Source organism: Limnochorda sp. (assembly GCF_047459355.1).
In the GTDB taxonomy this organism is placed as follows: domain Bacteria; phylum Bacillota; class Limnochordia; order Limnochordales; family Limnochordaceae; genus Limnochorda.
The window spans coordinates 150,824-176,492 of the sequence record NZ_VSCV01000002.1; the positions used below are offsets into that span (position 1 = coordinate 150,824).

Annotated in this window: 26 protein-coding genes and 2 tRNA genes; 14 read left to right on the forward strand and 14 right to left on the reverse strand. The window is 69.1% G+C overall.

Going from position 1 to position 25,669, the window contains the following annotated elements:
- The first annotated feature begins 67 nt into the window (after positions 1-67).
- The 3 genes from FWJ67_RS01935 (at position 68) to FWJ67_RS01945 (ending at position 3,559) form a co-directional block, all read left to right on the forward strand.
- Positions 68-1,471: a GldG family protein gene (locus FWJ67_RS01935; protein ID WP_304174916.1), complete on the forward strand. Its 1,404-nt coding sequence runs from the start codon at positions 68-70 to the stop codon at positions 1,469-1,471.
- Positions 1,468-3,024: a DUF4340 domain-containing protein gene (locus tag FWJ67_RS01940; RefSeq protein ID WP_414481765.1), complete on the forward strand. Its 1,557-nt coding sequence runs from the start codon at positions 1,468-1,470 to the stop codon at positions 3,022-3,024. Before FWJ67_RS01935 ends, FWJ67_RS01940 begins: the two co-directional genes overlap by 4 nt.
- Before the next feature lie 148 nt (positions 3,025-3,172).
- Positions 3,173-3,559, forward strand: a complete 387-nt coding sequence (locus FWJ67_RS01945; RefSeq protein ID WP_304174920.1) for a DUF309 domain-containing protein — start codon at positions 3,173-3,175, stop codon at positions 3,557-3,559.
- Positions 3,560-3,562: 3 nt separating this feature from the next.
- On the opposite strand, the gene FWJ67_RS01950 is transcribed toward FWJ67_RS01945, so the two are convergent.
- The gene (locus FWJ67_RS01950) at positions 3,563-3,910 is read right to left on the reverse strand and encodes an FUN14 domain-containing protein (RefSeq protein WP_304174922.1); all 348 of its coding nucleotides are present in this window, start codon (positions 3,908-3,910) and stop codon (positions 3,563-3,565) included.
- Positions 3,911-4,146: 236 nt separating this feature from the next.
- On the opposite strand from FWJ67_RS01950, the gene FWJ67_RS01955 reads away from it, so the two are divergent.
- The 4 genes from FWJ67_RS01955 (at position 4,147) to FWJ67_RS01970 (ending at position 6,808) form a co-directional block, all read left to right on the forward strand.
- Positions 4,147-4,241 (forward strand) — tRNA-Ser (locus FWJ67_RS01955).
- Between the two features lie 83 nt (positions 4,242-4,324).
- Positions 4,325-4,849: a GNAT family N-acetyltransferase gene (locus FWJ67_RS01960; protein WP_304174924.1), complete on the forward strand. Its 525-nt coding sequence runs from the start codon at positions 4,325-4,327 to the stop codon at positions 4,847-4,849.
- 62 nt (positions 4,850-4,911) lie between these two features.
- Entirely contained in the window at positions 4,912-6,669 is a 1,758-nt protein-coding gene (locus FWJ67_RS01965; RefSeq protein ID WP_414481767.1) for a chloride channel protein, read from the forward strand.
- Positions 6,670-6,731: 62 nt separating this feature from the next.
- A tRNA-Arg gene (locus FWJ67_RS01970) sits at positions 6,732-6,808 on the forward strand.
- A 153-nt stretch (positions 6,809-6,961) separates the two neighbouring features.
- Here FWJ67_RS01970 and FWJ67_RS01975 read toward each other — a convergent pair.
- The 3 genes from FWJ67_RS01975 to FWJ67_RS01985 all read right to left on the reverse strand — a co-directional run bounded on the left by FWJ67_RS01975 (position 6,962) and on the right by FWJ67_RS01985 (position 10,617).
- The gene (locus FWJ67_RS01975) at positions 6,962-8,914 is read right to left on the reverse strand and encodes a TRAP transporter permease (protein ID WP_414481782.1); all 1,953 of its coding nucleotides are present in this window, start codon (positions 8,912-8,914) and stop codon (positions 6,962-6,964) included.
- A gap of 74 nt (positions 8,915-8,988) precedes the next feature.
- On the reverse strand, positions 8,989-9,654 hold the full coding sequence (locus FWJ67_RS01980) for a DUF1850 domain-containing protein (protein ID WP_304174929.1): 666 nt from the start codon (positions 9,652-9,654) through the stop codon (positions 8,989-8,991).
- Positions 9,655-9,660: 6 nt separating this feature from the next.
- On the reverse strand, positions 9,661-10,617 hold the full coding sequence (locus FWJ67_RS01985; protein WP_304174931.1) for a TAXI family TRAP transporter solute-binding subunit: 957 nt from the start codon (positions 10,615-10,617) through the stop codon (positions 9,661-9,663).
- A gap of 283 nt (positions 10,618-10,900) precedes the next feature.
- Between FWJ67_RS01985 and FWJ67_RS01990 the strand changes: the two genes are divergently transcribed.
- The 4 genes from FWJ67_RS01990 (at position 10,901) to FWJ67_RS02005 (ending at position 14,408) form a co-directional block, all read left to right on the forward strand.
- Entirely contained in the window at positions 10,901-11,242 is a 342-nt protein-coding gene (locus FWJ67_RS01990; RefSeq protein WP_414481768.1) for an autorepressor SdpR family transcription factor, read from the forward strand.
- On the forward strand, positions 11,229-11,912 hold the full coding sequence (locus FWJ67_RS01995) for an SdpI family protein (protein WP_414481769.1): 684 nt from the start codon (positions 11,229-11,231) through the stop codon (positions 11,910-11,912). The genes FWJ67_RS01990 and FWJ67_RS01995 overlap by 14 nt, the downstream gene beginning before the upstream one ends.
- A gap of 22 nt (positions 11,913-11,934) precedes the next feature.
- On the forward strand, positions 11,935-13,287 hold the full coding sequence (locus FWJ67_RS02000; RefSeq protein ID WP_304174936.1) for a serine aminopeptidase domain-containing protein: 1,353 nt from the start codon (positions 11,935-11,937) through the stop codon (positions 13,285-13,287).
- 134 nt (positions 13,288-13,421) lie between these two features.
- Complete coding sequence (locus FWJ67_RS02005) at positions 13,422-14,408, forward strand: DNA-methyltransferase (RefSeq protein WP_304174939.1); 987 nt, start codon at positions 13,422-13,424, stop codon at positions 14,406-14,408.
- Here the strand turns inward: FWJ67_RS02005 and moeB are convergent.
- From moeB to FWJ67_RS02030, 5 genes are all read right to left on the reverse strand, one after another.
- On the reverse strand, positions 14,390-15,964 hold the full coding sequence (gene moeB / locus FWJ67_RS02010) for a molybdopterin-synthase adenylyltransferase MoeB (RefSeq protein ID WP_414481770.1): 1,575 nt from the start codon (positions 15,962-15,964) through the stop codon (positions 14,390-14,392). The two genes, FWJ67_RS02005 and moeB, sit on opposite strands and share 19 nt — an antisense overlap.
- 16 nt (positions 15,965-15,980) lie before the next feature.
- Positions 15,981-16,409: a M67 family metallopeptidase gene (locus FWJ67_RS02015; RefSeq protein ID WP_304174942.1), complete on the reverse strand. Its 429-nt coding sequence runs from the start codon at positions 16,407-16,409 to the stop codon at positions 15,981-15,983.
- 4 nt (positions 16,410-16,413) lie between these two features.
- Positions 16,414-17,349: a cysteine synthase A gene (gene cysK / locus FWJ67_RS02020; protein WP_304174944.1), complete on the reverse strand. Its 936-nt coding sequence runs from the start codon at positions 17,347-17,349 to the stop codon at positions 16,414-16,416.
- A gap of 231 nt (positions 17,350-17,580) precedes the next feature.
- Complete coding sequence (locus FWJ67_RS02025) at positions 17,581-17,952, reverse strand: hypothetical protein (protein ID WP_304174946.1); 372 nt, start codon at positions 17,950-17,952, stop codon at positions 17,581-17,583.
- 32 nt (positions 17,953-17,984) lie between these two features.
- Complete coding sequence (locus FWJ67_RS02030; protein ID WP_304174948.1) at positions 17,985-18,326, reverse strand: nucleotide pyrophosphohydrolase; 342 nt, start codon at positions 18,324-18,326, stop codon at positions 17,985-17,987.
- A gap of 147 nt (positions 18,327-18,473) precedes the next feature.
- On the opposite strand from FWJ67_RS02030, the gene FWJ67_RS02035 reads away from it, so the two are divergent.
- From FWJ67_RS02035 to FWJ67_RS02045, 3 genes are all read left to right on the forward strand, one after another.
- Positions 18,474-19,436, forward strand: a complete 963-nt coding sequence (locus FWJ67_RS02035) for a calcium/sodium antiporter (protein WP_414481771.1) — start codon at positions 18,474-18,476, stop codon at positions 19,434-19,436.
- Between the two features lie 202 nt (positions 19,437-19,638).
- A complete protein-coding gene (locus FWJ67_RS02040) occupies positions 19,639-20,031 on the forward strand; it encodes a hypothetical protein (protein ID WP_414481772.1) in 393 nt (130 codons plus the stop codon).
- A 208-nt stretch (positions 20,032-20,239) separates the two neighbouring features.
- Entirely contained in the window at positions 20,240-20,764 is a 525-nt protein-coding gene (locus FWJ67_RS02045; protein ID WP_304174952.1) for a phosphatase PAP2 family protein, read from the forward strand.
- Positions 20,765-20,882: 118 nt separating this feature from the next.
- Here FWJ67_RS02045 and FWJ67_RS02050 read toward each other — a convergent pair whose 3' ends face one another.
- The 5 genes from FWJ67_RS02050 to FWJ67_RS02070 all read right to left on the reverse strand — a co-directional run bounded on the left by FWJ67_RS02050 (position 20,883) and on the right by FWJ67_RS02070 (position 25,553).
- Entirely contained in the window at positions 20,883-22,280 is a 1,398-nt protein-coding gene (locus tag FWJ67_RS02050) for a carbohydrate ABC transporter permease (protein ID WP_304174954.1), read from the reverse strand.
- 18 nt (positions 22,281-22,298) lie between these two features.
- On the reverse strand, positions 22,299-23,396 hold the full coding sequence (locus FWJ67_RS02055) for a carbohydrate ABC transporter permease (RefSeq protein WP_414482545.1): 1,098 nt from the start codon (positions 23,394-23,396) through the stop codon (positions 22,299-22,301).
- A 78-nt stretch (positions 23,397-23,474) separates the two neighbouring features.
- The gene (locus FWJ67_RS02060) at positions 23,475-23,783 is read right to left on the reverse strand and encodes a hypothetical protein (protein WP_414482546.1); all 309 of its coding nucleotides are present in this window, start codon (positions 23,781-23,783) and stop codon (positions 23,475-23,477) included.
- Positions 23,680-24,486: an extracellular solute-binding protein gene (locus FWJ67_RS02065; RefSeq protein WP_414482547.1), complete on the reverse strand. Its 807-nt coding sequence runs from the start codon at positions 24,484-24,486 to the stop codon at positions 23,680-23,682. Before FWJ67_RS02065 ends, FWJ67_RS02060 begins: the two co-directional genes overlap by 104 nt.
- A gap of 35 nt (positions 24,487-24,521) precedes the next feature.
- Entirely contained in the window at positions 24,522-25,553 is a 1,032-nt protein-coding gene (locus tag FWJ67_RS02070; RefSeq protein WP_414482548.1) for a LacI family DNA-binding transcriptional regulator, read from the reverse strand.
- Positions 25,554-25,669: the final 116 nt, after the last annotated feature.

Below are 25,669 nucleotides of genomic sequence, written 5' to 3' on the forward strand. Positions count from 1 at the left end.
ACCCGCAGACTCCGGAAGCAGGCGCCTCGGCCGGAGGAGGCGGATCCGGCGGGGCAGCGAGTCGGCCGTGCTGACGGTGGCTGTGCTCGGCATCCTGGTGCTGCTCAACATCCTGGCCGGCCGGACGGGCTGGCAGGCGGACCTGAGCGCCGAAGGACGTTTTACCCTCTCGCCCCTGAGCCGCCAGGTGCTGGAGCGCCTGCCGGCTCCCGTGCAGGTGACGGCCTTTGTCCGGGACGGCCCGAGCGGGCTCCTGACCGACCTCCTCCAGCAGTATGACCGGGCGAGCAGCTCTTTCCAGCTCCGCCTGGTCGATCCGGTCAAGGAGCCGTCGCTGGCCCGCCAGTACGAGGTCACCCAGTATGACACGGTGATCTTGGAGATGGGCAGCCGGAGCCGGCGGATCGAGCCGAGCAACCTGTACGGCTTCGGCACCGCCCGGGAGGAGCTGGAGTTCCGGGGCGAGCAGGCCATCACCCGGGCCCTGGTGGAGCTGGGCCGGGAACAGCAGCTGAAGGTCTACTTCCTGACCGGCCACGGTGAGGCCACCCCCGCCGACCGCTTGGGCCGCTTGGCCACCTACCTGGAGGGCGAAGGGTATACGGTGGCCACCCTCAACCTCGCCCAGGAGGGCGGGATGCCCGAGGATGCCACGGTGCTGGTGGCGGTGGGGCCCCAGAGCGACCTGGGCCCGCAAGAGGAGGAGACCATCGCCGCCTATCTGGAGGCAGGCGGCCGGCTCATCCTCCTGCTCGATCCCTCCAACCGGCCCATCGACGGGTGGAACCAGCTGGCCGAGCGACTGGGGGTCCGCTTCCGGACCGACGTGGTGGTGGACCCGGCCCAGTCCTTCTTCCTGGACCCCCTCTCGCCCATGCCCACCCTCCGGTACCATGCCATCACCCGGGAGCTGCAGGAGCGGCAGATGCGGGTGATGCTGCCCGGGGCCCGTTCCCTGGAGCGGCTGGACGACCCGGCGCCCTACCGGGTGACCACCCTCCTCGAAAGCAGCTTCGACGCCTGGGGTGAGACCACGTTGCAGGGCACCACCCTGCGGAAGGATGAGGAGGACACGCCCGGCCCCCTGACCCTGGCGGTGGCCATCACCCGCCCGGCGGCCCAGGACGGGGCCGGCGCCGACGGGGCGGCCCAGGACGAGGGTGAGGCGGCTGACACGGGGGAGGCGGGTGAGGCCGTCCCCGAGCCCGTCGCGGTCGTGGTGGGCAACGCTTCCTTTGTGGAGGGCCAGATGCTGGGGATCCAGGGCAATCAGGACTTCTTCCTCAACGCCCTCAACTGGTTGGTGGGGGAGGAGCACCTGATCAGCATCCGGCCGAAGGTGATCAGCCCGCCCACCGTCCAGTTGACCCCTTCCTTCATGAGGCACCTCTTCTACGGCTTCGTCGTGGGGCTCCCCTTGGTGGTGCTGCTCGCGGGCGGCCTGGTCTGGTGGAGGAGGCGGGCGCTGTGAACCGGCGAACCTGGGGGATTCTGGGCACGGTGCTGGTCTTCGCGGGGCTCTTGGCCTACACCCTCTGGAGCGGCCGGCCCCAGCAACCCTCCGATGCCCTGACTCTGGACGCCTTCTGGCAGGAGGACCGGAACGCGGTGAGGCGGGTGGAGGTCCTCCGGTCCGATGGGGAGCGGCTGGTCTTCGACCGGATGACGGTGGAGCCGGAGCCGGTGGCGTATCGGCTGCCCGCCCGCTTCCAGGGGGTGGCGCGGGCGCCCTTTGACCAGTTCCTGCCGCCCGGACCCGAGACCGCGTGGTGGCTGGTGGAGCCCGAGCCGGTTCCCGCCGATCCAGGGACCCTGGCCAGCCTCCTCTTCTCCTTAGCCGAACCCCGGCCCCTGGCCCAGGTCACGGAGAGCGCCGCGGAACGGGCGGCCTACGGGCTGGAGCCGCCTCAGGCGACGGTCCGGCTCCATGTGGCCCAAGAGGGGGAGGCGGAACCCATCATCCGGGAGCTCCTGGTGGGCGAGGCCACCCCGCTGCGGAGCTCCACTGGGGGCATTCAGAGTTACTACGTGGCCACCCCCGAGCGAGAGGGGGTCTACACCCTCTCGGCCTATCCCCTGGAGACCCTCTTGGGGGAGCACCAGGGGTTCCGGTTGATGCAGTTCGCCCGTTTCGGCCCCGAGCGGGCGGAAGGGATCCGGCTCCTCTGGGAGGGGAAGGCCCCCGTTGAGCTCAGCCGGTCCGGGGACGCCTGGCGGCTGCACCAGCCGGTCCAGGCCCCTGCCGACCGGTCCGCGGTCCAAGACCTCCTCTTTGACTTGGAGCTGATGCGCGCCGAGGAGATCCTGGCCGAGGAGGCGACCGACGAGGTCTTGGCCCACTACGGGTTGGAGAACCCCCGGGGGGAGGCGCTCATCCTTTTGAGCCCGGCAAGCTCCTCGGCGGAGGACGAGCCCTCCGAGACCTCCCCGCCGACGGGGGCGGAGGCGGGCCTGCCCCACGCTCAGGTCCTCTGGGTGGGTAACTTCCTTCCTGATGGGTCTGGCGTCACCGTCCGCCTGGCGGGGGAGCGGACCGTCTACCGGATCCGGGGAGACCGGATCCAAACCTTCTTCGATGTGACGGCCCAGCCCCTCCGCCTGGCCCAGCGGAGCCTGCTGCCCCCCACCTGGCCCAGCGACCTGAGCCAGGCCCTGGCGGCGGTGCGGTGGACCGGCGACGGGGAGACCCGGAGCCTCGTCCGGGATGAGGCGGGCTGGGCCGACGAGGCCGAGGTCCGGGCCCTCTTCCAGCAGATCCGGAGTTTCCGGGCTCAGGAGGTCCTGGCCGCCGGCGCCGACGCGGAACGCCAGGCCGGGTACCGGCCGGGCGAGGCCCTGCCGGCCGGAGCGGAGCAACTGGTGCTGGAGCCGGCCGCTGGGATTGAGCCGTCCACCCCCGTCACCATCACCCGCCTGCCCGACGGTGAGGATGGGGCGATCCGCCTCCTGTGGGCCGCGGGCGACGATCGGTTGCTCTTCCGGGCGGACCTGGCCGACTGGGAGGCCCTGAGAGAGGCGTGGTGAGCCCCGGGCCCCCAGCCCGGGAAGATCTCCGGCGGGCAGCGGTCCCCGGGGCTGCCGCTCAGGCTGCGGCGTGCTAGAATGACCGTAAGCCGCAGGCCGGGCGGCAGCCCCGGCCGGGGACCAGGAGGGAAAGGGGGCACCGCGGGCGGTGTACCCAGAAGAGTACGAAAGGTTCGTCCGGCGCTTCAACCAAGGCGAGTACCATCAGGCGTACGAGGCGCTGCTGGAACTCTGGCAGCGCCAGACCACCCAACGGTTCTACAAAGGCCTCATCCAGGTGGCGGGCGCGTATCGCCACTGGGAAGACGGGAACCTCTTTGGCGCGGCCAGCCTCTTTCACTCGGCGGCCCGGATGCTGCGGGAGTTTGCCCCCCGCTACCAAGGGATGGCGATCGACGCCCTGCTGCCTCAGCTGGAGGCGTGCCTCCACCAGGTCCTGTTCAAGGAGGCGAACCGGTCGGCCCAGGTGGAACTGCCGGTGATCCGGCTGGTGGTGGAGGGGCTGACTGAGGGCGAGGGCCAGGCGATCCGGTGAGGGTCAACCGTTCCGCAGGCCGAGGAGAAAGCCGACACTGAAGCCGGCGCCCACCGGGAGGTAGGCCGCGAGGCGCTCCGACCACTGGCGCAGCATCCCGCCCAGCCCCCCCATCTGCTCCACCGAGCCCCGATAGGTCTCCTCGAGAACACCCCAGTTGATGACGAGAAAACCCAACTCCTCCAGGGCGATGCCCATGACCAGGAGGAGGGCCACGAGGATCAGCCCCACTTTCAGGGCCTTCTTGGTGGTGTAACCCACGGCATACCCGAGGAGGAGGCCGAGGCTGGCCTGACCCCCCAAGAGCGTCCAATCGACCTGGCCGCCCCAGGCGTGCTCCAACGCTGTCACCGCCTTCCTACCCCGTCGCCTGTCGGGAAGGCTCCTGCACACGGCCAGGAGAGCCGAGGATGGCTCACCGCCATGATAAACGAGCGTCCTTAGCGTTGGCAACGGAAGGCACGGGAATACCGGGTGGGACTGGCTGGAAAAGGCGGATCCGGGCCGGGAGGGGGCGGCCGCTCCGTTGACAGTTTCGCATGCCTTGTGGTACAGTGAGAAAGCCGACCGGTCTGGGTCGGGAGCGTGGAAGGGTACTCAAGTGGCCGAAGAGGGCGGTTTGCTAAACCGCTAGTAGGGTCGAAAGGCCCTAGCGAGGGTTCGAATCCCTCCCCTTCCGCCAAGATCGGCAACGGCGCCCGCCTGTCGAGGGCGGGCGTTTCCGCGTTCCAGCCCCTAGGGCAGCCAGCAAAAGGGGGAAGACCCATGGGTCAACCCTGTCTCCGGGGCCGGCTCGTGACCCTGCGCCCGCTCCGGGAGGCGGACATGGCCCGCCGGGTGGTCTGGACCAATGATCCGGAGATCCACCGGCGGACCATCGGCATCGAGGTGGATGCCCGGACTGAGGAGGACCTGCGCCGGTGGTTCGCCACCCTGGCCCAGGATCCCAGGAGTGAGCAGTGGGCCATCGACCTCCCTGAGGCGGGGTACGTGGGCGATCTGGACCTCCACGGGATCAACCCTGTGGCCCGAGAGGCGTGGGTGATCCCCTTCCTGGGCGATCCCCAGGCCCGCCGCCCCGAGGTGCTGGCCGACGCGCTCCGGACCCTGGCCCGGTATGCCCGGGAGGAGAAGGGGCTGGAGCGGCTGATGGTGGAGGTCCTGGACCAAGACCAGGAGACGGTCCAGGTCCTGCGGGACTTGGGCTTCGACCAAACGGATGCCATCGATAACTTGAACGGAACCCTCTCCTTGATCTTTCAGGCGGAGACGAGCCAGCTGGTCGGCTGAACCCGCTTGTTCTGAGACGCCGTTCACAATCTTTTGGTTTGCCCACAGACGAGGTGAGCTGCATGCCCCACCCCCTTCAGCCCCCGACCCGGGGGAGGTGGAGGGAGTTCTTCGACCTGCGACGGGCCGGTTTCCGGGTCAACCTCTTCTTCGCGCTGGTGGTCCTGGCTGGCTTGCTGGCCGGTTTGGGGTCCCTGGCCTACTACACCGCGACCCAGGCCGCCGTCCGCTGGGGCCAGGCCCTGGTGGCCGGAACCGGGCCTCGGGTGGTGTTCCTCGCGATCGCGGGCGGTCTGGTGGTGGGGCTCTTGGGGCTCCTGGGCCCTCGGGACCGGCTGGACGGGGTGGCCCGGGTGATCTACGGTGCGGCCTTGGGTCGGCCCTTGGTGGGGTTGCGGGACGCGCTGGGGATCTTCATCCGGTCGACGGTCACCATTGGCACCGGCGGCTCCGCGGGACGGGAGGGCCCGGTGGTCATCATCGGCGCCGGGTTGGCCGGCACCTTGGGCCGGCTCATGAAACTGTCGGGCCGGGAGATGCGGACCCTCCTCGCGGCCGGGGTGGCCGCCGGTGTGGCCGTTGCCTTCAACGCCCCCGTGGCGGGCTCCCTCTTCGCGCTGGAGATCATCCTGGGCGACTTCGCCGCGGGGACCTTCAGCCTGGTGGTTTTGGCGGCGGTGGCGGCCACCGTTCTGGCCCACGGGGTCCTGGGCGGGGAGCCCGTGCTGCAGGTGCCCGCCTACACCTTCCACCACTGGGCCGAGCTCTTCCTCTACGCGGGCCTGGGCCTGGCCGCCGGCCTCATGGGACGGCTCTACATCGCCGCCATCCGGGGGAGCGGCCGGCTTTTCCAGCGCCTGCCCGGTCCGTCCTGGCTCCGTCCGGCGGTGGGCGGGCTCCTTTTCGGTACCGTGGGCGCCTTCCTTCCCATCACCCTGGGCGCGGAGTACACCCCCATCGCCGTCGCCGCCCAAGGGGGGCTCGCCTGGCAGGTCCTTCTGGCCTTGGCGCTGGTCAAGGTGGCGACCACGGCCATCACCCTGGGCTCGGGCGGGGCCGGCGGCGCCTTCGCTCCTGGCTTCGTGATCGGGGCCTTTCTCGGGGGCGGCTACGGCACCCTCATGGGCCAGCTCTTCCCGGCCATCACCGGGGAGGTGGGCGGGTACGCCCTGGTCGGGCTGGGGGCCATGTTGGCCAGCTTCACCCTGGCGCCCCTCACTGCCACCCTCCTCCTCTTTGAGCTCACCCGGGACTACGCCGTCATCCTCCCCACCATGCTGGCGTGCGCCGCGGCCTACCGGGTCTCCCGGGCCTTCAGCCCGTACAACCTGGACACCCTGAGCCTTTATGAGGCGGGCATCGAGTGGCGGTCTGGCCGCCAGATCGATGTGCTCCAGCGGGTGACCGCCGCCCAGGTGATGACCCGGGAGGTGCGGACGGTCCGGGTCGACCAGACGGTGGCCGATGTGGTGGCCCTCATGCGGGAGTACCGCTACCACGGGATCCCCGTGGTGGACCACCAGGATCGGCTGGTGGGCATGGTCACCCTGGACGATGTGCGGGAAACACCCCTGGAGGGCCGCCTGCAACGCCCCGTCGCGGAGGTGATGAGCTCCCGGCCCATCGTCAGCTTCCCGGACGAGACCCTGGACCAGGTGCTCGCCACCCTGACAGGCCAGGATGTGGGCCGGGTGGTGGTGGTCGAGCGGGAGGATCGGGGCCGGATCCTGGGGATCATCACCAAGGGCGACGTGCTGCGGGCGTACAACGAGGAGGCGGTGCGGGCCTCGCCAGGGGCTTTGCCCCTCCCGGCGGATTGACGGGAACCCTTCCGGCTGGTATACTAAGCGATGCGCCAGGGGTTACCCTGGCGGCCAAGCAGGCGCCCGTAGCTCAGCTGGATAGAGCGTCTGACTACGGATCAGAAGGTCAGGGGTTCGAATCCTCTCGGGCGCACCAGCGGGAAGGCCAGGACGGCCTTCCCGCTTTGTGTTTGCGGCCCTTGTTCCCGCCCTGCGCCGCCCCAACCGTCGGGCGACCGGGCGCGACCAGGCCCGCGGGAGCCTCCCGCGGGCCTGGTCGCCCATGCTGCCCTTGAGGCCTCGGGGCCCCCTAGACCGACGCGCCCACCGGCCGGTGGGGCTGCTGGCGCACCCGCCAGAGCTGGAGACCGATGCCGCCAGCCAGCAGGATGAGGCCGACCAGGTCCGTGACGAGCCCCGGATCGATCATGAGCACGCCGCCCAGGGCGAAAAGGATCCGCTCGGGCACCGTCAGGTTGGTACGGAAGAAGCCGCCCATGGCCACCGCCACCCCAAACATGCCCAGGATGGACGTGATCGCCATCTGGAGGATCTGCTGCCAGGTGACGTCGATGAGAAGCATCGACGGGTTGTAGGCGAAGATGTAGGGGATCAGGAAGGCGGCCACCGCGATCCGGGTGGCGGTCACCCCTGTCTTCATGGGTTGGGCCCCGGCGATCCCGGCGCCGGCGTAGGCGGCCAGGGCCACCGGCGGGGTGATGTCGGCCAGGATCCCAAAGTAGAAGACGAACATGTGCGCCACCAGCACGGGCAAGCCCAGCTGGAGCAGGGCCGGGGCCGCGATGGTGGAGGTGATGACGTAGTTGGCCGTGGTGGGCGAGCCCATGCCCAGGATGAGCGAGGCGATCATGGTGAAGAAGAGGGTGAGGAAGAGCTGCCCCTGGGCGAGGCTCACCAGCCCGCTGGCCAGTTTCAGGCCGAGGCCCGTCAGGGTGATCACCCCGATGATGATGCCGGCGGCGGCCGTGGCCATCACCACGCCCAGGGCGGCCCGGGCGCCCTGCTCCAGCGCTGCGATGATGTCCCGCAGGCTCATCCGGGTCGAGGGGTGGATCATGGCTGCCACCACCGCCAGGACGATGCCGTAGAAAGCGGCCTTCATGGGGGTGTTCCCCTGGACCAGGAGGACGATGATGGCCACCAGGGGGAGGAAGAGGTGGCCCCGCTCCCGGATGACCGACCAGACGCTGGGCAGCTGGTCCCGGGGGATCCCCTTCAGACCCAGGCGCTTCGCCTCATAGTGGACCGCGATGAAGATGCCCGTGAAGTAAAGGATGGCGGGCAAGAGGGCCGCGGTGGCGATGCGGATGTAGGGGATGCCGGTGAACTCGGCCATGAGGAAGGCGGCCGCGCCCATAATGGGCGGCATCAGCTGGCCGCCGGTGGAGGCGGCCGCTTCCACCGCGGCCGCGAACTCAGGCCGGTAGCCGAGGCGCTTCATCATGGGGATGGTGAAGCTGCCCGAGCCGACGGTGTTGGCCACCGAGCTGCCGGAGACGGTCCCTTCCAGAGCGCTGGTGATGACGGCCACCTTGGCCGGGCCTCCTGAGGCGAAGCCGGCCACCGCATTGGCCAGATCGATGAAGAAGCGGCCGATGCCCGTCTTCTCCAGGAACGCCCCGAAGAGGATGAAAAGGAAGATGAAGGTGGCCGAGACCCCCAACGGGAGGCCGAAGATCCCCTCGGTGGTGAAGTACATGTGGTTGGCGATCTGGCTGAAGCTGTACCCCCGGTGGGCGAGGAAGCCGGGCAGCTGGCGGCCCACCAAAGCGTAGACCAGGAAGGCCCCGGCGATGATGACGATGGGCAGGCCCACCACCCGCCGGGCTGCCTCCAGCACCAGGAGGACGGCCAGGGTGGCCACCACCAGGTCGGCGGTGGTCGGCATCCCCGCCCGCATGACGATCTCGTGGTAGAAGACCACCAGGTAGAGGGAGACAGCCGCCGAGGCCACGGCCAGGAGGACGTCCCACCAGGGCAGACTGGTCCGGGAGCCGCCCTTCCGGGCCGGGTAGAGCAGGAAGACCAGGCTCATGCCGAAGGCCAGGTGGATGGCCCGCTGGATGCGGGCGTCCAGGACGCCAAAGGCGGCGGTATACAGCTGGAAGAGGGAGAACCCGATCAGGACCAGCGCGATCAGGCGGCCGACAGGCCCAGCCAGGCGCCGGAAGGCCGACTCGCGGTCGTACTTGGCGAGCACCTCATCCAGGTCAAAGCCTTCCTCGCCAGGTGAGGCCGCCAGCCCTGGGTCCGACGGAAGGTGGGCCGGGGTTGGCCCGGGATCCAGCCGCTTCTGAGACTCGGAATGTTGACGGTTCACGAACGGCCCTCCTCTTCGTCGTCTTTCCTCACAAGGCCAGCCGCGAGCACCCGCACCCGCAGCCTCCCGTCCGGGCCGGCCCACTGGGTGAGGTCGTACGCCTCCCCGCCCACCAGGAGGGCGTGTTCGGTCAGGGGGAGGATCCGGAGGTTCAGCTCCCCCACGGGGACGGCCAGGCCCTCGATGCGGAACCGGTCGGGCAAACGGACGAAACGGGCGCCGGGCGGCGCCTCGGTGGGGAGGCCTGCCCCGTAGGAACGGTACTCGGTCGCCACCAAGAGGAGCCCATCGCCGTCACCGGCCGGCTCAAACCACTCAATCACCGGCGTCTGCTCGACCGAGTGGCGGAAGAGAATCCCAAACCGGGGGCACGTGGCGGGCAGGGGGATGACCAGGGTTGACCCGTCCCGGTCGGCCTCCAACCCGGGGGCGGGGATCGGGACCGCCCCGTCCACCACCACGACCCAACCCGCCCCATCGGCCGAGGCCGCCACGAGGACGGGGCCCGCCTGCAGCGTCACCACCAGGCTGAAGAGGCCGGCCAGCCACACCCTGACCGGGAGACGGGCAAGGTGGGCGAGCCGCTCCCGCAGGCTTCCCACCTTGCCCAACGGGCTGGGTGCCGGCGGCCCCCAGCGGCCGCCGGCGCCGAACAGGCTCATCCGTCGTTACAGGCCAGCCTCAGCGTAATACCGAGCCGCACCGGGGTGGACGGGGATGGACATGCCGTCCAAGGCCGTCTCCAGGCTCACGTCGCCTCCCCGGGCGTGGGCCTGGGCCAGACGCGGCAGGTTCTCGAACATGGCCTTGGTCAGGTTGTAGACCAGGTCCTCAGGCAGGTCGGCCCGGACTGCCAGCATCGCCTTGACGGCCACCGTTTGAACGTCCTGGTCCACGCCCCGGTAGGTGCCGCCCGGCACCACCACCTGGGTGTAGAAGGGGTACTCCTCCTGAAGCCGAGCCACCAGCTCGTCGCTCACGGGAACCAAGGTGATGGCCCGTTGGGCCGCAATGTCCTGGATGGCCGCGGTAGGCAGCCCAGCGGTGACGAAGGCGGCGTCGATGTGCCCATCCCGCAGGTTGCTGGAGGCCTCCGCGAAGGAGAGGTACCGGACGCTGATGTCATTGTAGGTGATCCCGGCCGCGCCCAGGATCTGGCGGGCGTTGGCCTCAGTGCCCGAGCCGGCGTCACCCACCGCCACCCGCTTCCCGCGCAGATCCTCGATGGACCGGATCCCCGCGTCGGCCCGCGCGATGATCTGGATCACCTCGGGATAGAGGGTGGCAATGCCCTGGACCGCCGTGACCGGCCGCTGGAACATCTCCTGGGCGTTCGCGGCGTAATAGGCGATGTCGTTCTGGATCAGGGCCAACTCGACCTGGCCCTGGGCCAGCATGTTGATGTTGGCCACCGAGGCCCCGGTGGCTTGCACGCTCGCGTTGACGCCTGGGACGTGCTGGTTGTAGATCTCGCCCAGGGCGCCTCCCAGCGGGTAGTAGGTCCCTGCCGTGCCACCCGTGGCGATGCTGATGAAGTGCTGCTGCGCGGCCACAGTCGGTACGCCAGCCATGAAGGCCGCCAAGAACACCACCAATGCTGCTGCGTGCCAACGGTACTGGGTCACGTTGCCCCTCCTCGTCAAGATGATGGAGAACCGGCGGACTTCATCGCGAAGGTGCGACTTGGCGAATAAGATTCGTCGCGAACCGGAACGGTTCCTTTTTATAGGAAGATTTATCTGACACCTGCTCGACGTATGACGCCCTCCGGGGTATGAGGTACCAAATTCCACGTCTCGCCGGGAGCTCCTCTTCCATCCTGGCCTGGACGGTGGCCCGGGCCTGTGGTATGCTGGGGACGATGATTCGACATGTAGCTAAATATCTATCTTGGTAAGGGGGGCACCCATGTCCCTCACCCAGGTGTTCAAAGCCTTGTCCGATCCCATCCGCCGCCAGATCTTGCGCATGCTGGCCCAGGGGGATCTCTCGGCCGGCGAGATTGCCGCCGGTTTCTCCATCAGCAAGCCGAGCGTGAGCCATCACCTGGCTGTCCTGAAACAGGCGGGGCTGGTGGAGGACCGGCGCGAAGGCCAGCACATTATCTACTCCCTGGACACCACCGTCTTCGCCGAGGTGATGGCCTGGGTCATGGACCTGGTCGGGGCAGGCGAGGCCCCCGCCACCTCGAAGGAGGACGGAGCGGGCCGATCTGACCATGGGGAGGGATCCAACCATGTCCGCGAGTGAGCCGTCGACGTACCGGGTGGACTGGCAGGAAGCCCGGCGGGATTGGCCTGCCTGGCTCGCCCTTCTGGCCAGTTTCGTGGCAAGCCTGATGCTCTACCCCCACCTGCCGGAGCAGGTGCCCATCCACTGGAACCTCCACGGGGAGGCCGATGGGTTTGCCGGCAAGTTCTGGGGGGCCATCGGCCTTCCCCTGCTGAATGTGGGGATCTACCTCATGTTGCTCTTCCTCCCGCTGGTGGATCCCAAGCGGGCCAACTACCCCCGCTTCATCCGGTTCTACCGGGGGTTCCGGGTCTTCATGGCCTTCTTCTTCGCCGGTCTCCACGGCGTCACCCTGTACGCGGCCCTGGGGCGGCCCATCGATGTGGGGCTGGTGGTCACCCTAGGTGTCAGCCTTCTCTTCGTGTACCTGGGCAACTCCCTGGGGCGGATCCGCCACAACTACTTCGTCGGGATCCGCACCCCCTGGACCCTGGCCAATGAAGAGGTCTGGCGCCGGACCCACCGGCTGGGCGGGCGGCTCTTTGTGCTGGCCGGCCTCCTCCCCTGGCTGGCCTGGCCCTTCTCCCGGGCTGCGGCCCTCTACGCGCTCATCGGCGGGAGCCTCGTGGTGGTGCTGGTCACCACCGTCTACTCGGCGGTGCTTTTCCAACGGATCAACGCCCGGTAACGCCGGGCCAGGAGGGAGCGGAATGGGGATGGACCTGCGGTTCGGGCGGATCCTTCTGGGGTGGGCTATGGTGATTCTGGTCGGACCGGGCCTAACCGGGGCCGCGGAGGCGTTGGGTGACCCGTTGGCCTGGGCGGTCCAGATCACCGACCAGCTGCGGGCCGGCCGGTTCCAGGAGGTGGAAGCCCGCTTCGACCCGGCCCTGGCCGCGGCCTTGCCCCCGGGCCAGCTGGCCGTGGTGTGGGCCTCCCTGGAGGCCCAGCTGGGACCCCTACAGGCGGTGGGTGAGGCCTTTGTGGCCGGGGAGGAGCCAGTAGTCCAAGTGCGCCAGCCGGCCACCTTCGCCGGCGGCGAGGTGGATCTCCTTTACGCGTTCGACGACCGGGGCCGGCTTGCCGGGTTCTGGGTTGTGCCCCGCCAAGACCCGCCCGGCGAGGCTCAGGCGGACGCTTCGCCTCCACCCTACGCCGACCCGTCCCGGTTCGTCGAGGTGGAGGTGACCGTCGGCCAGCCGCCCTACGAGCTGCCCGGGACCCTCACCCTCCCCAGGGGTGAAGGGCCCTTCCCCGGGGTGGTGCTGGTCCACGGGTCCGGGCCCCAGGATCGGGACGAGCGGATCGGCCCCAACCGTCCTTTCCGGGATCTGGCGTGGGGCCTGGCCACCCGGGGCATCGCGGTGCTCCGCTACGATAAGCGAACCTTCGTCCACGGGCCCCGCCTGGACCCCACCCAGGTCACCTTGGAAGACGAGGTGGTGGCCGACGCGCTGGCCGCGGTGGAGCTCCTGGCGGGCCGGCCGGAGATCGGCCCCATCTACCTGGCCGGCCACAGCCTGGGCGGTACCTTGGCTCCGGTCATCGCCCGGCGAGCCCCTGAGCTGGCGGGGGTGATCCTCCTGGCCCCCATGGCCCGGCCCGTCTCCCAGGTCCTGCCCGAGCAGCTCGCCTACCTGGCCCAGGTGGACGGGCAGGTGACGCCTGAGGAAGAGGCGCAGGTGGAGGCCTTCCGTACCGCCTTAGCCCAGGCGGTGAGCGGGGCGGTAGCGCCGGAGGCCATGATCTTGGGGGCGCCGGCCGCGTACTGGCAAGAGCTGGACGCCTTGGACCCGGTCGCCGTCGCCCGCGAGCTGGAGCTCCCCATGCTGGTCCTCCAGGGTGGGCGGGATTACCAGGTGACCGAGGCGGACTTCCGGCGGTTCCAGGCCGGGTTGGCCAGTCGCGCCGGGGTCCAGTTCCACCTCTTTCCCGAGTTGAACCACCTGTTCATGGTGGGCACGGGGCCCTCCCACCCCGGGGAGTACGAGGATCCGGGGCATGTGGCGCCGGAGGTGGTGGAGACCATCGCCCGCTGGATCACCCACCTCTCCCGCCGGTGAGGGTGGGTTCTCCTGAGCGAGGCAGGAAAGGGCGGAACCGGTCGCGAAAGGCTCTCCCGGGGCGTGGCGTGCGCCCTGGGAGAGCCTGTTTGCACGACGAACCCCATAACGGGAGAACGGACGAGGTGAGGGGTGTGAGGGAGCGGACCCGCCGGGGCACCCGGACCAGCGCCTTCGGCGTCTCGCGGCGGGAAGGGCACGATTCCAGCCCATTTTACGCCCGCCAGCTCTACCAATCGAGCCCAGACGGCATCCCCCTCCCTAAGGGAATCGGGCCCGGGCGGCCGGCGTCCCCGCCGGCCAGCGGCCAGGGCGAGGCTCCTTCCCCGGGGGAGACGCCTTTGCCTCCCGAGGCCACCAACCGCATCTTCTGCCAGGATGCTCGCCAGATGACCCAGCTTCCCGACCGTTCGGTCCACCTGATGGTCACCTCCCCGCCCTACAACGTGGGGAAGGAGTATGATGAGGATCTCTCCCTGAGCGAGTACCTGGAGCTCTTGGAGGCGGTCTTCCGGGAGGCCTACCGGGTCTTGGTGCCGGGCGGGCGGGCGGCGGTCAATGTGGCCAATCTGGGACGGAAGCCCTACGTGCCCCTTCACCTGTACGTCACCCAGGTGATGCTCCGGATCGGCTTCCTCATGCGGGGCGAGATCATCTGGAGCAAGGCCGCCGCGCCGGGGGGCTCTTGTGCGTGGGGCAGCTGGCTCTCGCCCTCCAACCCCACCTTGCGGGATGTCCACGAGTACATCCTGGTCTTCAGCAAGGAGCGTTTCGACCGGCCCCGGCAAGGCCGGGAGCCCACCCTGGAGCGGGATGAGTTTCTCGAGCTGACCCAGAGCATTTGGAGCTTCAATCCCGAGTCGGCCCGTCGGGTGGGTCACCCGGCTCCCTTCCCCGTGGAGCTCCCCCGGCGCCTCATCCGCCTGTACACCTACAAGGGCGAGGTGGTGCTGGATCCCTTCGCCGGCGTGGGCACCACGGCGGTGGCCGCCCTGGAGACAGGCCGGCGCTTCGTCGGCTACGAGATCGAGCCCGAGTACGTGGCCCGGGCCGAGGCCCGGATCGAGGCGACCCGGGCCCGGCTAGCGGCGGAAAAGTCGGGTCAGGACGACGGCCGCTGAGCGGCAGCAGGCGCTCCTCGTTCGGTGGGGAAGCCGTAGTTGACCCACTGGACCAGGCCGCCCTCCAGGTTGTACACCTGGGTGAAGCCCCGGGCCCGCAAGAACCGGGTCGCGAGCGCGCTCCGGTGCCCGGTGCGGCAGATGACGACCGTCTCCCGCTGGGGATCCAGGGCGGCGAGCTTGGCGGGCAGCTGGTCCAGGGGGATGAGGGTGGCCCCGGGGATCCGGATCAGGCGGTGCTCATCGGGCCCCCGGACGTCCAGCCACAGGACCTGGGGATCGGCGAGCTTGGCCTGGGCGGCCTCGGGCTCCAGGCTCCAACCCGCCCGGCGGACGGCCACCACCTCCGGGGGCTCATCGGGCAGGACCACCGCGGGCGCCCCTTCGGGGGCGGGCCGGGGCTGGGGCCGAGGCGCCTCCCCGTGACCGTTCGGGGCCGCCTGCCCGTTCGGGGCGGCCAGGGGTTCCACCGTCGCCTTCGGCTGGGGGACGCCGCAGAAGGCTTCGTAGTCGATGAGCTGGGTGATGGTGGGCCGGTCGCCGCAGACCGGGCAGTCAGGGTTCCGACGGAACCGGAGCTGGCGGTAGCGGCCTTCCAGCGCGTCGAAGACGACCATCCGGCCCGCCAGGCTCTCGCCGATCCCCAAGATCACCTTGATGGCCTCCAGGGCTTGGAGGGTGCCCATGTGTCCGGCCAGGGCGCCGATGATCCCCGCCTCCGCGCAACTAGGCACCGAACCCGGCGGCGGCGGGCTGGGGAAGAGGCAGCGGTAGCACCCCTGCCCCGGCAGGTAGACGGTGCACTGGCCTTCAAACTTGAGGATGCTCGCGTCGACGAGGGGCTTGCCCAAGAGGACGCAGGCGTCATTGACCAGGTACCGGGTGGGGAAGTTGTCGCACCCGTTGACCACCACGTCGTAGTTGCGAAGGATCTGGAGCGCGTTCTCCGAGGTGAGGACCTCCCGGTGCTCGATCACCCGCACGTCGGGGTTGAGCCGCTCCAGGTGCTCCCGGGCTGACTCGGTCTTGGGGCGGCCCACGTCCTCGTCGAAGTGCAGGGGCTGGCGGTGCAGGTTGCTCCGGTCCACCCGGTCCCCGTCGACCAGACCCAGGGTGCCCACTCCGGCCGCGGCCAGGTAGATAGCTGCCGGCGACCCCAGGCCGCCGGCACCCACCAGGAGCACCCGGGCATCCAGGAGCTTCCGCTGGCCCTCGACCCCCACCTCATCCAGGCGGATCTGGCGGTCGTAGCGGACCAGCTGGGCCGCTGAGAGCAAGGGGGCCGCCCCGCCGGCCATGGCCGGCACCAGGGCCACCTCTCGGACGCCCACCAGCGGGGTCTCCAGGCCCTGGAGGCTCCGCACCTCCTCCTCGTCGAGGAAGACGTTCAGGTGCTCGGGCAGGGTCCCCTCCTCGGTGAGCACGTGGCTGGCCAGGGCGGGGAACTGGTCGACCAGCCGGGCGAGCAGCTCGCCGACGGTGGCTGCCTCCAGCTGCACTCGGGCCGTGCCCCCCGTATGGACCCGGAAGGGTGTGGGGATGTACACCTCGACCATGACGACGCCCTCCCTTTCACTCCCCCCGCCCGGAAACCAGGGGCGGCTGGCGGATGATCTCGATGGGCTCTTCCTTGACGGTGCCGTTGCGGATGCGGAAGGCTCGGATCACCGGCCGGCGGGGATTCTGAAGGGAGCAGATGACGTAGAAGGCGTCGGGGTAGTAGGCCAGCCGGATGTCGGTGGACGACGGATAGGCGGGCGTGGCCGGGTGGGAGTGGAAGATGCCGACCAGGTCCGCCCCCTCCCGGTCGAGGGTGCGCATCACTTGGAGGATCTCCTTCTCCGGGATGGCGTAGCCCACCCGGCTCTGCTGCGCGTTGGTGGTGGGGAAGAAGCGGTCGGCCAGGTCCCCGTGCCCACCCAGGATGCCGCACGCTTCCAAGGGGCTCCCGGCGTAGGCATGCTGGACCATCTGCCGGTGGACCTCCTCCGTCACCTTCATGCCTTTAGGCCTCCAGTACGCTCAAGTAACGCTCGCCCGTGTCCGGCAGCACGGCCAGCACCGTCTGGCCCGGCTGGAGTTCCCGGGCCACCTCCACGGCTGCCGTCACCGCGGCGCCGGAGGAGATCCCGGCCAGGATCCCCTCCTCCCGGGCGAGGCGGAGGGTCATCTCAAAGGCGTCTTCGTCGCTGATCGGGATGATTCGGTCGATGATCTCCCGGTTGAGCACCCCAGGGACGAACCCTGCCCCCAGGCCCTGGATCCGGTGGAGGCCCCGGGGACCACCCGAAAGGACCGCGGACTGGGCTGGCTCCACGGCGACCACCCGGACGCCGGGAATCTTCTCCTTCAGCACCTCGCCCACCCCGGTGAGGGTGCCGCCCGTACCCACCCCGGCGACGAAGACGTCCAGCTTCCCCCCCGTCGCCTCCAGGATCTCCTGGGCCGTGGTCTCCCGGTGGATCTGGGGGTTGGCTGGGTTCTCGAACTGCATGGGCATGAAGTACCCATGCTTCTCCACCAGCTCGTTGGCCTTGTGGATGGCGCCGGCCATCCCCTCAATCCGCGGCGTTTCGATCAGCTCGGCCCCCAGGAGCCGGAAGAGCCTCCGCCGCTCCTCACTCATCCCCTCGGGCATGGTCAAGATGAGCCGGTAGCCTTTGGCCGCGCAGACCACCGCCAGCCCCACGCCGGTGTTGCCGCTGGTGGGCTCAATCACCGTGTCGCCGGGCTTGAGCCGGCCGGCGGCCTCGGCGGCAGAGATCATGGCCAACGCGGGCCGGTCCTTGACGCTGCCCCCCGGGTTCCGGGCTTCCAGCTTGACCAAGATGGTCGGGCCCGGGGTGCCGGGCGGGTTCGGGCCGATCCGCTGCAGGCGGACGACGGGCGTCCGGCCGATGGTGTCCAGGATGGTTGGGTACTCGGTCGCAGCATCTGGCACGTGAGGTTGGGTGTGTTCCGCAGGTTTCATATCATCGCCTACAATTCTGTATGGGATCTTCGGTGCTGGTGGTTCAGGGCTATTCTATGAATCCAGCCCGGAATGGTCAAGTATGCTGGGGGCCCTTGGGCGAGGCAGGGCCGCGGGTGGTGGCCCGGAGCGACGGGAAGCGCGCCCGGGCTCCGCTGGGTCCTCGGACCGGGGAGCCCAGGGCCCCAACGGGCAGGGCTTTCACCGGGCCAAGAGGAGGAGGAGCAGGAGGAAGAGCAGCGGGGTTCCGCGCTCGGCGCGGGGCGGGTCAGGCTGGCTGGCCGCCTCAAGGCCGCCAGCCTCGTCCTCTTCCGGTGGGAGGGCGGCGACCGCCAGGGAGCCTTCGTCTGCCGCCTCCGGGGCCCCCGGATCCGAGGGGTTGCCGGTGGCCAGAAGGCGCCGCGAGGCCCGGCGCCGGGGTGGGGGCAGGACATCCCGCACGGCGTGGAGTTGGCCTCTCAGGTGGGTGCTGGTGCGGACCAGCCGTTCCAGACCATCCAGGCGGGGCTCCATGTCGGTCCGCACGAAGGGTTTCATGGCCGCAAGCAGGTCGGCCGCCGCATCAAACTTCATCCAGGTATCCCCCCGAGTGGTGCTGCCTCACCTTAGGGTAAGAACCGGGGGGTCTCGGTGTTCCGGGAGCCGCCTCCCGACTGGCGCCGTCGTTCGTACCGGTCCAGGGTGGCGATCAGGGCCTGCTCCAAATCGACCCCCGTCTGGTTGGCCAGAACCAGGAGGGTGAAGAGGAGATCGCCCATCTCTTCTGCCAGACAGGGCGGTGGTTCACCAGGCTTCAGGGTTTTGGATCCGTACCCGATATTGAGGGCACGGGCCAGTTCGCCCGTCTCTTCCACCAGCCGGGCCAGGTTGGCCAGAGGCGGCCAGTACCCCTCGGGGGTGCGTTCAATCCACCGGGCGACCTCTTTCTGGAGCTGGCGCAGGTCCATGGCAAACCTCCTGCCCTGTCGTCCTGGCCCCATCGGGCCCCGGGGCCACCGCCACGGGCTGGCGCTTGCGCCGTGGGGGTTGGAGGGATAGGATGAGGTTGGCATCTTTACCTCTATTTTACTTCACAACGATATGGAGGCATTTCATTGGAATCCATCATACTAACCATTCTTCTCTTCGGGCTGGGCATCTTGTTCATCGTCAAGGGTGGTGACTGGTTCGCCGACTCGGCCATTTGGTTCGCGTCGTATACCAGGCTGCCCAAGGTGCTGATCGGCGCCACCATTGTCAGCCTGGCCACCACCATCCCCGAGTTCACCGTCTCCCTCATCGCCTCCCTCTCAGGTTCGCCCGACACCGCGGTGGGGAACGCGGTGGGTTCCACCATTGCCAACATGGGGCTGATTCTGGCCGTGGCGGCCATCATCCACCCCATCGTCATCAAGACCCGGGGCTTCCGGATCAACACCGTTCTCATGCTGGGGGCCATGGCGCTCATCTGGCTCCTCGGTCGGGACCGCTTCCTCTCAGCGAGGGACGGCCTGATCCTGCTCGTGGCCACCATCGCCTACCTGGGGTACCAGTACTGGCGGGCCAAGAGTGGGGAGGAGCAGGCTGACGTGGATGTCTTAGTTCACACGGACCGGGCCCATCTGCCCCGGAACGTGGCCCTCTTCCTCCTGGGCGGGATCTTGGTCGTGGTGGGGAGCCGTCTGGTGGTCACCAACGGAGTGACCCTGGCGGAGCTCCTGGGGGTGCCCGAGATGCTTATCGCCCTCACCCTGGTCTCGGTGGGCACCTCCCTGCCCGAGTTGGTCACCGCCATCTCCACGGCCCGGAAAGGCCATCCCGACCTCTCCGCGGGGAACATCGTGGGGGCCAACATCCTCGACCTGACCTGGGTTCTTTCGGGCGCCAGCCTTGCCGCGCCCTTGCCCATCCTGGACCAGACCCTCCGGCTGGACCTCCCCGTCAGCTTCCTCTTTGGCCTGGTCCTCTTGGTCACCTTCTCCGTCGGCCGGCGGCGGATGGGGCGGGGCTTGGCCGCCGCCGTCCTGGCCGCGTACGCCCTCTACGTGGCCAAGCTGGTCCAACTGGGGACCATCTGAGCCCCCGGGCCGGCTCGGGCCCGGCTGGCCTGCGGCCCGGGCTGGCCCCTCACCGCCCCTTCCCCGGTGTATGAAAGGAATCGACCCCCCCTGAGGCGTAGTTTTACGGGAGCATCATGCCACCCCCGGGGCTGGGCGGGGAGTTGGGTGGGAGGGAGCAGAGCTGGCCATTCGCCGTGCTGCCGTTCTGGTGTTGGCCCTGATGGTGTTTCTCGCGTGCGCCCCCGCCGGGGCGTCGGCGGCGCGGGGGCAGATCGGGCTGACCTACGATCTGGCCCTTCACGGCTCGGTGGAATTCCCCACGAGCTTCGACCCCCTGGAGGGCCGGATCCACCTCGGCATCCACAAGGACGGGCTCATGACCGGTCTGGGTGCGGTCTACCAGCTCGATGAGCTGATGGACCCCAACCTCGCCAGCCAGGACCTCCACCTGTATGTGGGCGGGGGCTTCAACCTGACGGTCCAGGAAAAGAATGGGGGCGGTGCCCTCTACCTCCTCATGGGCCTCCGCTACAACCTGAACCCGCAATTGTACACCTTCGTGGAGGCCACCAGTTACGCCGGGTTCGCCTTCGGCCTGGGTCGGGGCTTCTAGTCGGGGCCTGGACCCGGCCCAGCCGGACGGCCGCCACCGGGCGGGCTGGGCGGGGCGACCTTCCCGGGCCGCGATGAGTCAGCCCGCCCGCCGGCCATCCTTATGGAGGCCAGAGGCCCCCGGCCGGCGTCCCCGGCGGGAGGGGCCCCATTCTGAGCGAAAGTGGGGAGCAGCGCTGGAAAAGCCGTATGAGCCAGGGGCGCCCCGGGTGCAGGGGCTCACCCGGTGGCTGAAGCAGCGGGAGCTGGCCCTCTTCGCCACCCTGCACATCCGCCTGGCCCGGCGGTGGCTGGACCGCACCATGCGGCTGGTGACAGAGCTGGCCGGCCCGCTCCCCAGCATCGGTCTTTGCGCCCTCTACCTCTTCCATCCCCGGCTCCACCACCCGTGGGGCTGGCGGATGGTGGCCGCCGTGGGCGGGAGCCACCTGCTGGTCCAGCTTCTGAAGCATCTGGTCCAGCGGGACCGGCCCTACTTGGTGGTGGAGGGGAGCCGGGGGATCGTCGCGCCGCTGCTCGACCACTCCTTCCCCAGCGGGCACACCACCTCCGCCACCAGCATGGCGGTGGTCCTCTCCGCAGCCAACCCGGGCCTGGCGCCTGTCCTGATCCTTCTCGCCTCCCTGGTGGCCTTCTCCCGCATGTACCTCGGGCACCATTACCCCTCGGACGTCCTCGCGGGCGCGGTCCTCGGCACCCTGTCGGGGAGGGGGGCGCTCACCCTGATCGCCTGAGGCTCCGGCGGCGAGTAGTCCTGGTTGGGACCACCGAAGCAGCAGCATGGGGAGAAGTCGGCCCAGGCCGGGTGATGGCCTGGGCCGACCCTTTTCTTTGGCCCGCTCCTGCGTTCGCCTAGCCCTTGATGCCCGTGAAGCTGATCCCCTCCACGAAGGAGCGTTGGAAGACCGCGAAGAGGATGATGATGGGGACCGCGGAGATGACGGCACCGGCCAGGATGGGCCCCCAATCGAAGGCGACCCCGTAGGTGAGCCGGAAGGAGAGGAGTCCCACCGTCAGGGTGAACTTGTCCTGGGGCGCGGTCAGCACCACCAGGGGCCAGAAGAAATCGTTCCAGGCCCCCTGGAAGGTCAAGATGGTGAGCGCGCCCAGGGCCGGCTTGGCCAGGGGCAAGACCACCCGGGTGAAGGTCTGCCAAGGGGTGGCGCCGTCGATCCGGGCCGATTCCTCCAGCTCCCGGGGGAGGGAGATGAAGAACTGGCGCATGATGAAGACGGCGCTGGAGCCCACCAGCCCCGAGAGGATCAGGCCCGTGAAGGTGTTGAGGAGGCTTCCGCCGCCCCAGAGCCGGCTCAGGCCGAAGATGCCATCCCGCAGGACCAGGTAGTTGGAGATGAAGAGGACCTGGTTGGGCAGCATCATGGAGAAGAGCATGAAGACGAAGAGGGCGTTCTTTCCCGGGAAACGCATCCGGGCCAGCGCGTAGCCGGCCAGGGAGGCGAAGGCCAGGGTGCTCAGCACCTTGATGCCCGCCACCAGGAAGGAGTTGCCGATCCAGGTCAGGAAGAGGTTGCGCCCCGTGGTGCGGGAGTAGTTCTCGGTGAAGACCCGGTGGTAGTTGTAGAAGACGTAGGGGATCACACCGCTGGTCACGTTGTTCCAGCTGTGGACCCGCCCCCGCCGCTCCACCCGGTTGGGCGGCAGGGTGCTGTCCAGGAGGACGTACTCTTGGGGCTTGGTGACGTCCAGGGGCACCCGGTCCACCACCACATCCTCCGAGCCGTTGGTGATGCTGAAGCGGTAGGTGACGGCCACTCCATCCTCCCGCTCTTCCCGCCGGATGACCTCCACGGGTGAGACGACGGCCACGTCCGAGGCGAAGGGGCCCGTCCGCACCGCCCCCGCCCCCGCTCCCGGCACCCGGCGGGGGACGGCCACCTGGATCATCTGCTCCTGGGAGCCCGCCGGCACCAGGTAGGTCACCTCCATGGTGAGGGTGTGGCCCGGGTGGAAGCTTCCGAACCACCCGCTGCCCCCGCCTTGCCGGCCCAGCCGGTAAGCGGCCACCCAGTTGCGGGGCGACAGCTGGTGAGGTGTGAGGCTGGGGGGCCACTCGGTGGGGTTGTCCTTCAGGCTGGAAAGGGTGGCGAAGAGGAGGGGCCCCATGAACAGGATGGAGAGGAGGAGCAGGAGGGTGTAGACCAGACCCGCCCGGGCCCACCGGCGCCGGGCGATCCAGTCGGGATCAGGGGTCAGTTGGAGGCTTGGGGCGACAGGTGTGGTCTGAGCCATGGGCAAGAGCCTCCCTCCCTACTGGGCGCGGAGCACCCAGCGTTGGATGAGCACCACGATCAGGGTGAGGATGGCCAGGAAGACCGCACCGGCCGCGGCCAGCCCCACCCGGGGCATGGCGCCGCCGGGAAAGACCCAGTGGTAGACGTAGTAGGCCAGGGTGATCACCGACTCCAGGGGCGCCTGGTCGCCCAGAATGGCTACCTGGTCGAACATCTGGAGGGTCCCGATGAGCCCCAGGGTGACCACCAGGAAGATGACGGGCTGGAGGTGGGGCAGGGTCACCTGGGTGAAAGCGACCCAGCGGGTGGCCCCGTCCACCGCCGCCGCCTCGTACAGCTCCCGGGGCACATCCTGCAGCCCCGCTAAGAAGAGGAGCATGAAGGTGGGCGCCGTCGTCCAGATGTTGAGCATCATGATGGCGATGAGGGGGATGGGCGCCCCCCAGGCCGCAGGCCACCGGCGTCGGGTGTTGAGCCAGTTGATCTGCTGCGCCGCCACCCCTTCCGCTGGCTGGTAGACCCAGGTGGAGAGGAGCCAGGTGCCCGCCAGCCCCACCAGGAGGGAGACGACCAGGAGCGCGGGATCCAGCGGCCGGGCGGGCAGCCCTCGCCGGCGCTCCCAGACCACCTGGATGAACTGGGCTGCCGCCACGAGGGCGACGAACACCAGGACCGTGCGCCCGTGCTGGCGGGCCACGGTGATCAGGTAGTTGATGGCGCCGCCCCGCTGGAAGAGCCACATGAAGATGAGGGTGATGACCACGCTGGAGGTGATGCTCGGCATGTAGTACAGAGACCGGAAGAAGGTCAAGCCCCGGAGCTTCTGGTTCAAGGCGACAGCCAGGGCCAGAGCCAGCACCGTCTGGCTGAGGGTGACCACCACCGAGTAGAGGATGGTGTTCCGCAGGGCGGTGAGGAAGAGCCGTTCTCCGAAGAGCTGGCGGTAGTTCTCCAGGCCGATCCAGCGGGGCGCGGCGAAGAGGTCATACTCGGTGAAGCTGAAGTAGAGGGTGCGGAGGAACGCGTACAGGAAGAAGACGCCCAGGGTGAAGAGGAAGGGCGCCAGGAACAGGTAGCTCCAGGCGGCTTCCCGGGCCCGGCGCGACAGGCGCATCTCCAGGCCTCCCTTCTCCAACGTTCTCAGCAGCGGGAGGGGCCGCCCCGGGCCCCGCCCCGGGGCGGCCCCCAGGACTTACCGGCCCGTGAGGTGATCCAGGCGCTCCTGGGCCTCCCGCAGGGCCTCCTCAGCCGAGAGCTCGCCGTTCATCACCGCGCTCAGGGCATCGTCGATGGGCCGCATCCAGTCGCCGCCGTACTGGCGGAACTTGAAGGGATAGACGAAGCCGTCCGAGGCGCCCTCGAAGATGATCCGGTTGGCCTGGGCTTCGGCCGTCGCCTCATCGAAGTAGGGGTTGTCGGCCAGGGCGGCCCGGCTGGGGATGGCCAGGCCCCGCTCCAACACCCACTGCTGGGCCTCGGGGCTGGTCAGCTCCTCCAGCACCCGGAAGGCCTCCGCCTTCACCTTGGAGGCGGCGTTGATGGACCAGGAGACGGTGTAGATGATGTTCCCCCGCTGGCCCGTGTTGGGAGCTTTGGGCATGGGGGCGGCGCCGTAGCGCAGGTTGGGCGCCTGGTCCGGTGCCTTCCACCCCCGTCGCCTCCACCACTCGCCGGAGCTTCTCGGTGAAGGTGTTCCAGTCATCGTTCTCGTCGGGATAGGGGACGCCCGCCTCGTCGAAGAGGTCCTTGTTGTAGATGACGGCCAGGGTGTTCATGTCCTTGGGGATGCCGTAGATCTGGCCGTCGATGGTGAAGCCCTCCAGCAGGTTGGGGATGATGTCGTCGGCGCTCAGCCGGTTGGAGGCGGTCAAGTACTGGTTGAGAGGCTCCACCTGGCCGGCCCGGAAGAGGGGTTCGGACCAGAAGATGTCCACGTAGAACAGATCGGGTGCCGTTCCCGCCGACAGGGCGTTGTAGAGATAGGTATCGAAGGAGTCGGCGACGGGTTCGTAGATGACCTGGATTCCCTCGGCCTCCACCGCCGGTCGGACGAACCGGGCGATCAGCTCCTCCACGATGGCCAGGTCCGTGCCGCCCCAGCCCGAGACCCGGACCGGGGTCTGGGCTGCCGCGGCCCCTGTCAGGGCGAGGCCCACCCAGGCAACCAGCGAGACGACCACCAGGCTGCGCTGCCACTTCCGCATGAAGCGCACCTCCCCGATGGGTTGGTCCTCATGGTTTAGGCGGCTGGCGGCCCGCAGGAGGCTCGACGCTCGAGCCACCAGGGCACCTGGATCCGGGCCGGGCTGGCCCCATGGTCCAGAGCCTCCAGGAGCGCGCGGGCCGCTGACCGCCCCAGCTCATACCGCTCCTGGTGAATGGTGGTCAACGGGGGATCGAGCTGCCCGGCCTGGTCGATGTCGTCGAAGCCGACGATGGACAGGTCCCGGGGGATGGCAAGCCCCGCTTCCTGGGCAGCCCGATACCCGCCGATGGCCATCAAATCTGAGGCGTAGAGGACGGCCGTGGGGCGCTGGGGCTGGCGGAGCAGCCCCCAGGTGGCCCGGTAGCCGCCCGGTTCGGTGAAGTCCGAGATGACCACCCACTCCTCCGGTACCGGCAGGCCCGCCTTGGCCGCGCCGGACCGGAAGCCCTCCAAGCGCTCTTGGCTCACGAAAGCCCGCATGTGCCCGTTGACGAAAGCCAGCCGGCGGTGGCCCAAGCCCGCCAGGTAGGCGACCGCCTCCTCCATGGCCCGGCGGTTGTCAATGGTGACCAGGGTGGCCCGGGGCGCGGGCAGGGGGACGTCGATGGAGACCAGCGGCAGCTCGCACTGGGCCAGTTCCTCCAGGGCGGGATCCCCCAGCTGGAGGCCCATGAAGACGGCCCCCTCCACCTGCCACTGGCGGCAGAGGTTCAAGTAGGAGACGGGGTGCTCAGGGGTGGCGGGGTTGCCAGGGGTGCTGAAGAGGAGGCAGTGGTAACCGCGGGTGGTGAGGGTGTCGAGCAGGCCGCTGATCACTTGGGCGGCAAAGGGATGGGAGAAGCCTTGGGTGTCCCGGTCCAGGAAGAAGAGGCCGACGGTGCCGCTCCGCTGGCGGACCAGCCCCCGGGCCAGGGAGTTGGGCTGGTAGTTGAGCGCCCGGGCCGCCTCCCAGACTCGGGCCCGGGTGGCCTCGGAGACGTCGGGCTTGTTGTTTAGGGCTTTGGAGACCGTGGCCGTCGAGACTCCGGCCAGGGCCGCGATGTCCTTGATGGTTGCCCGCCGCATCGGGTCGCCCTCCCCACACGGGCCAACGGGACGGGCGCCGAAAACGTTTAAGTCCTCTCTCGACGCCCAAGAGACCATTCCTCCCTTCCGTGGCGCGAACGCCCTGGCCGCCCGGC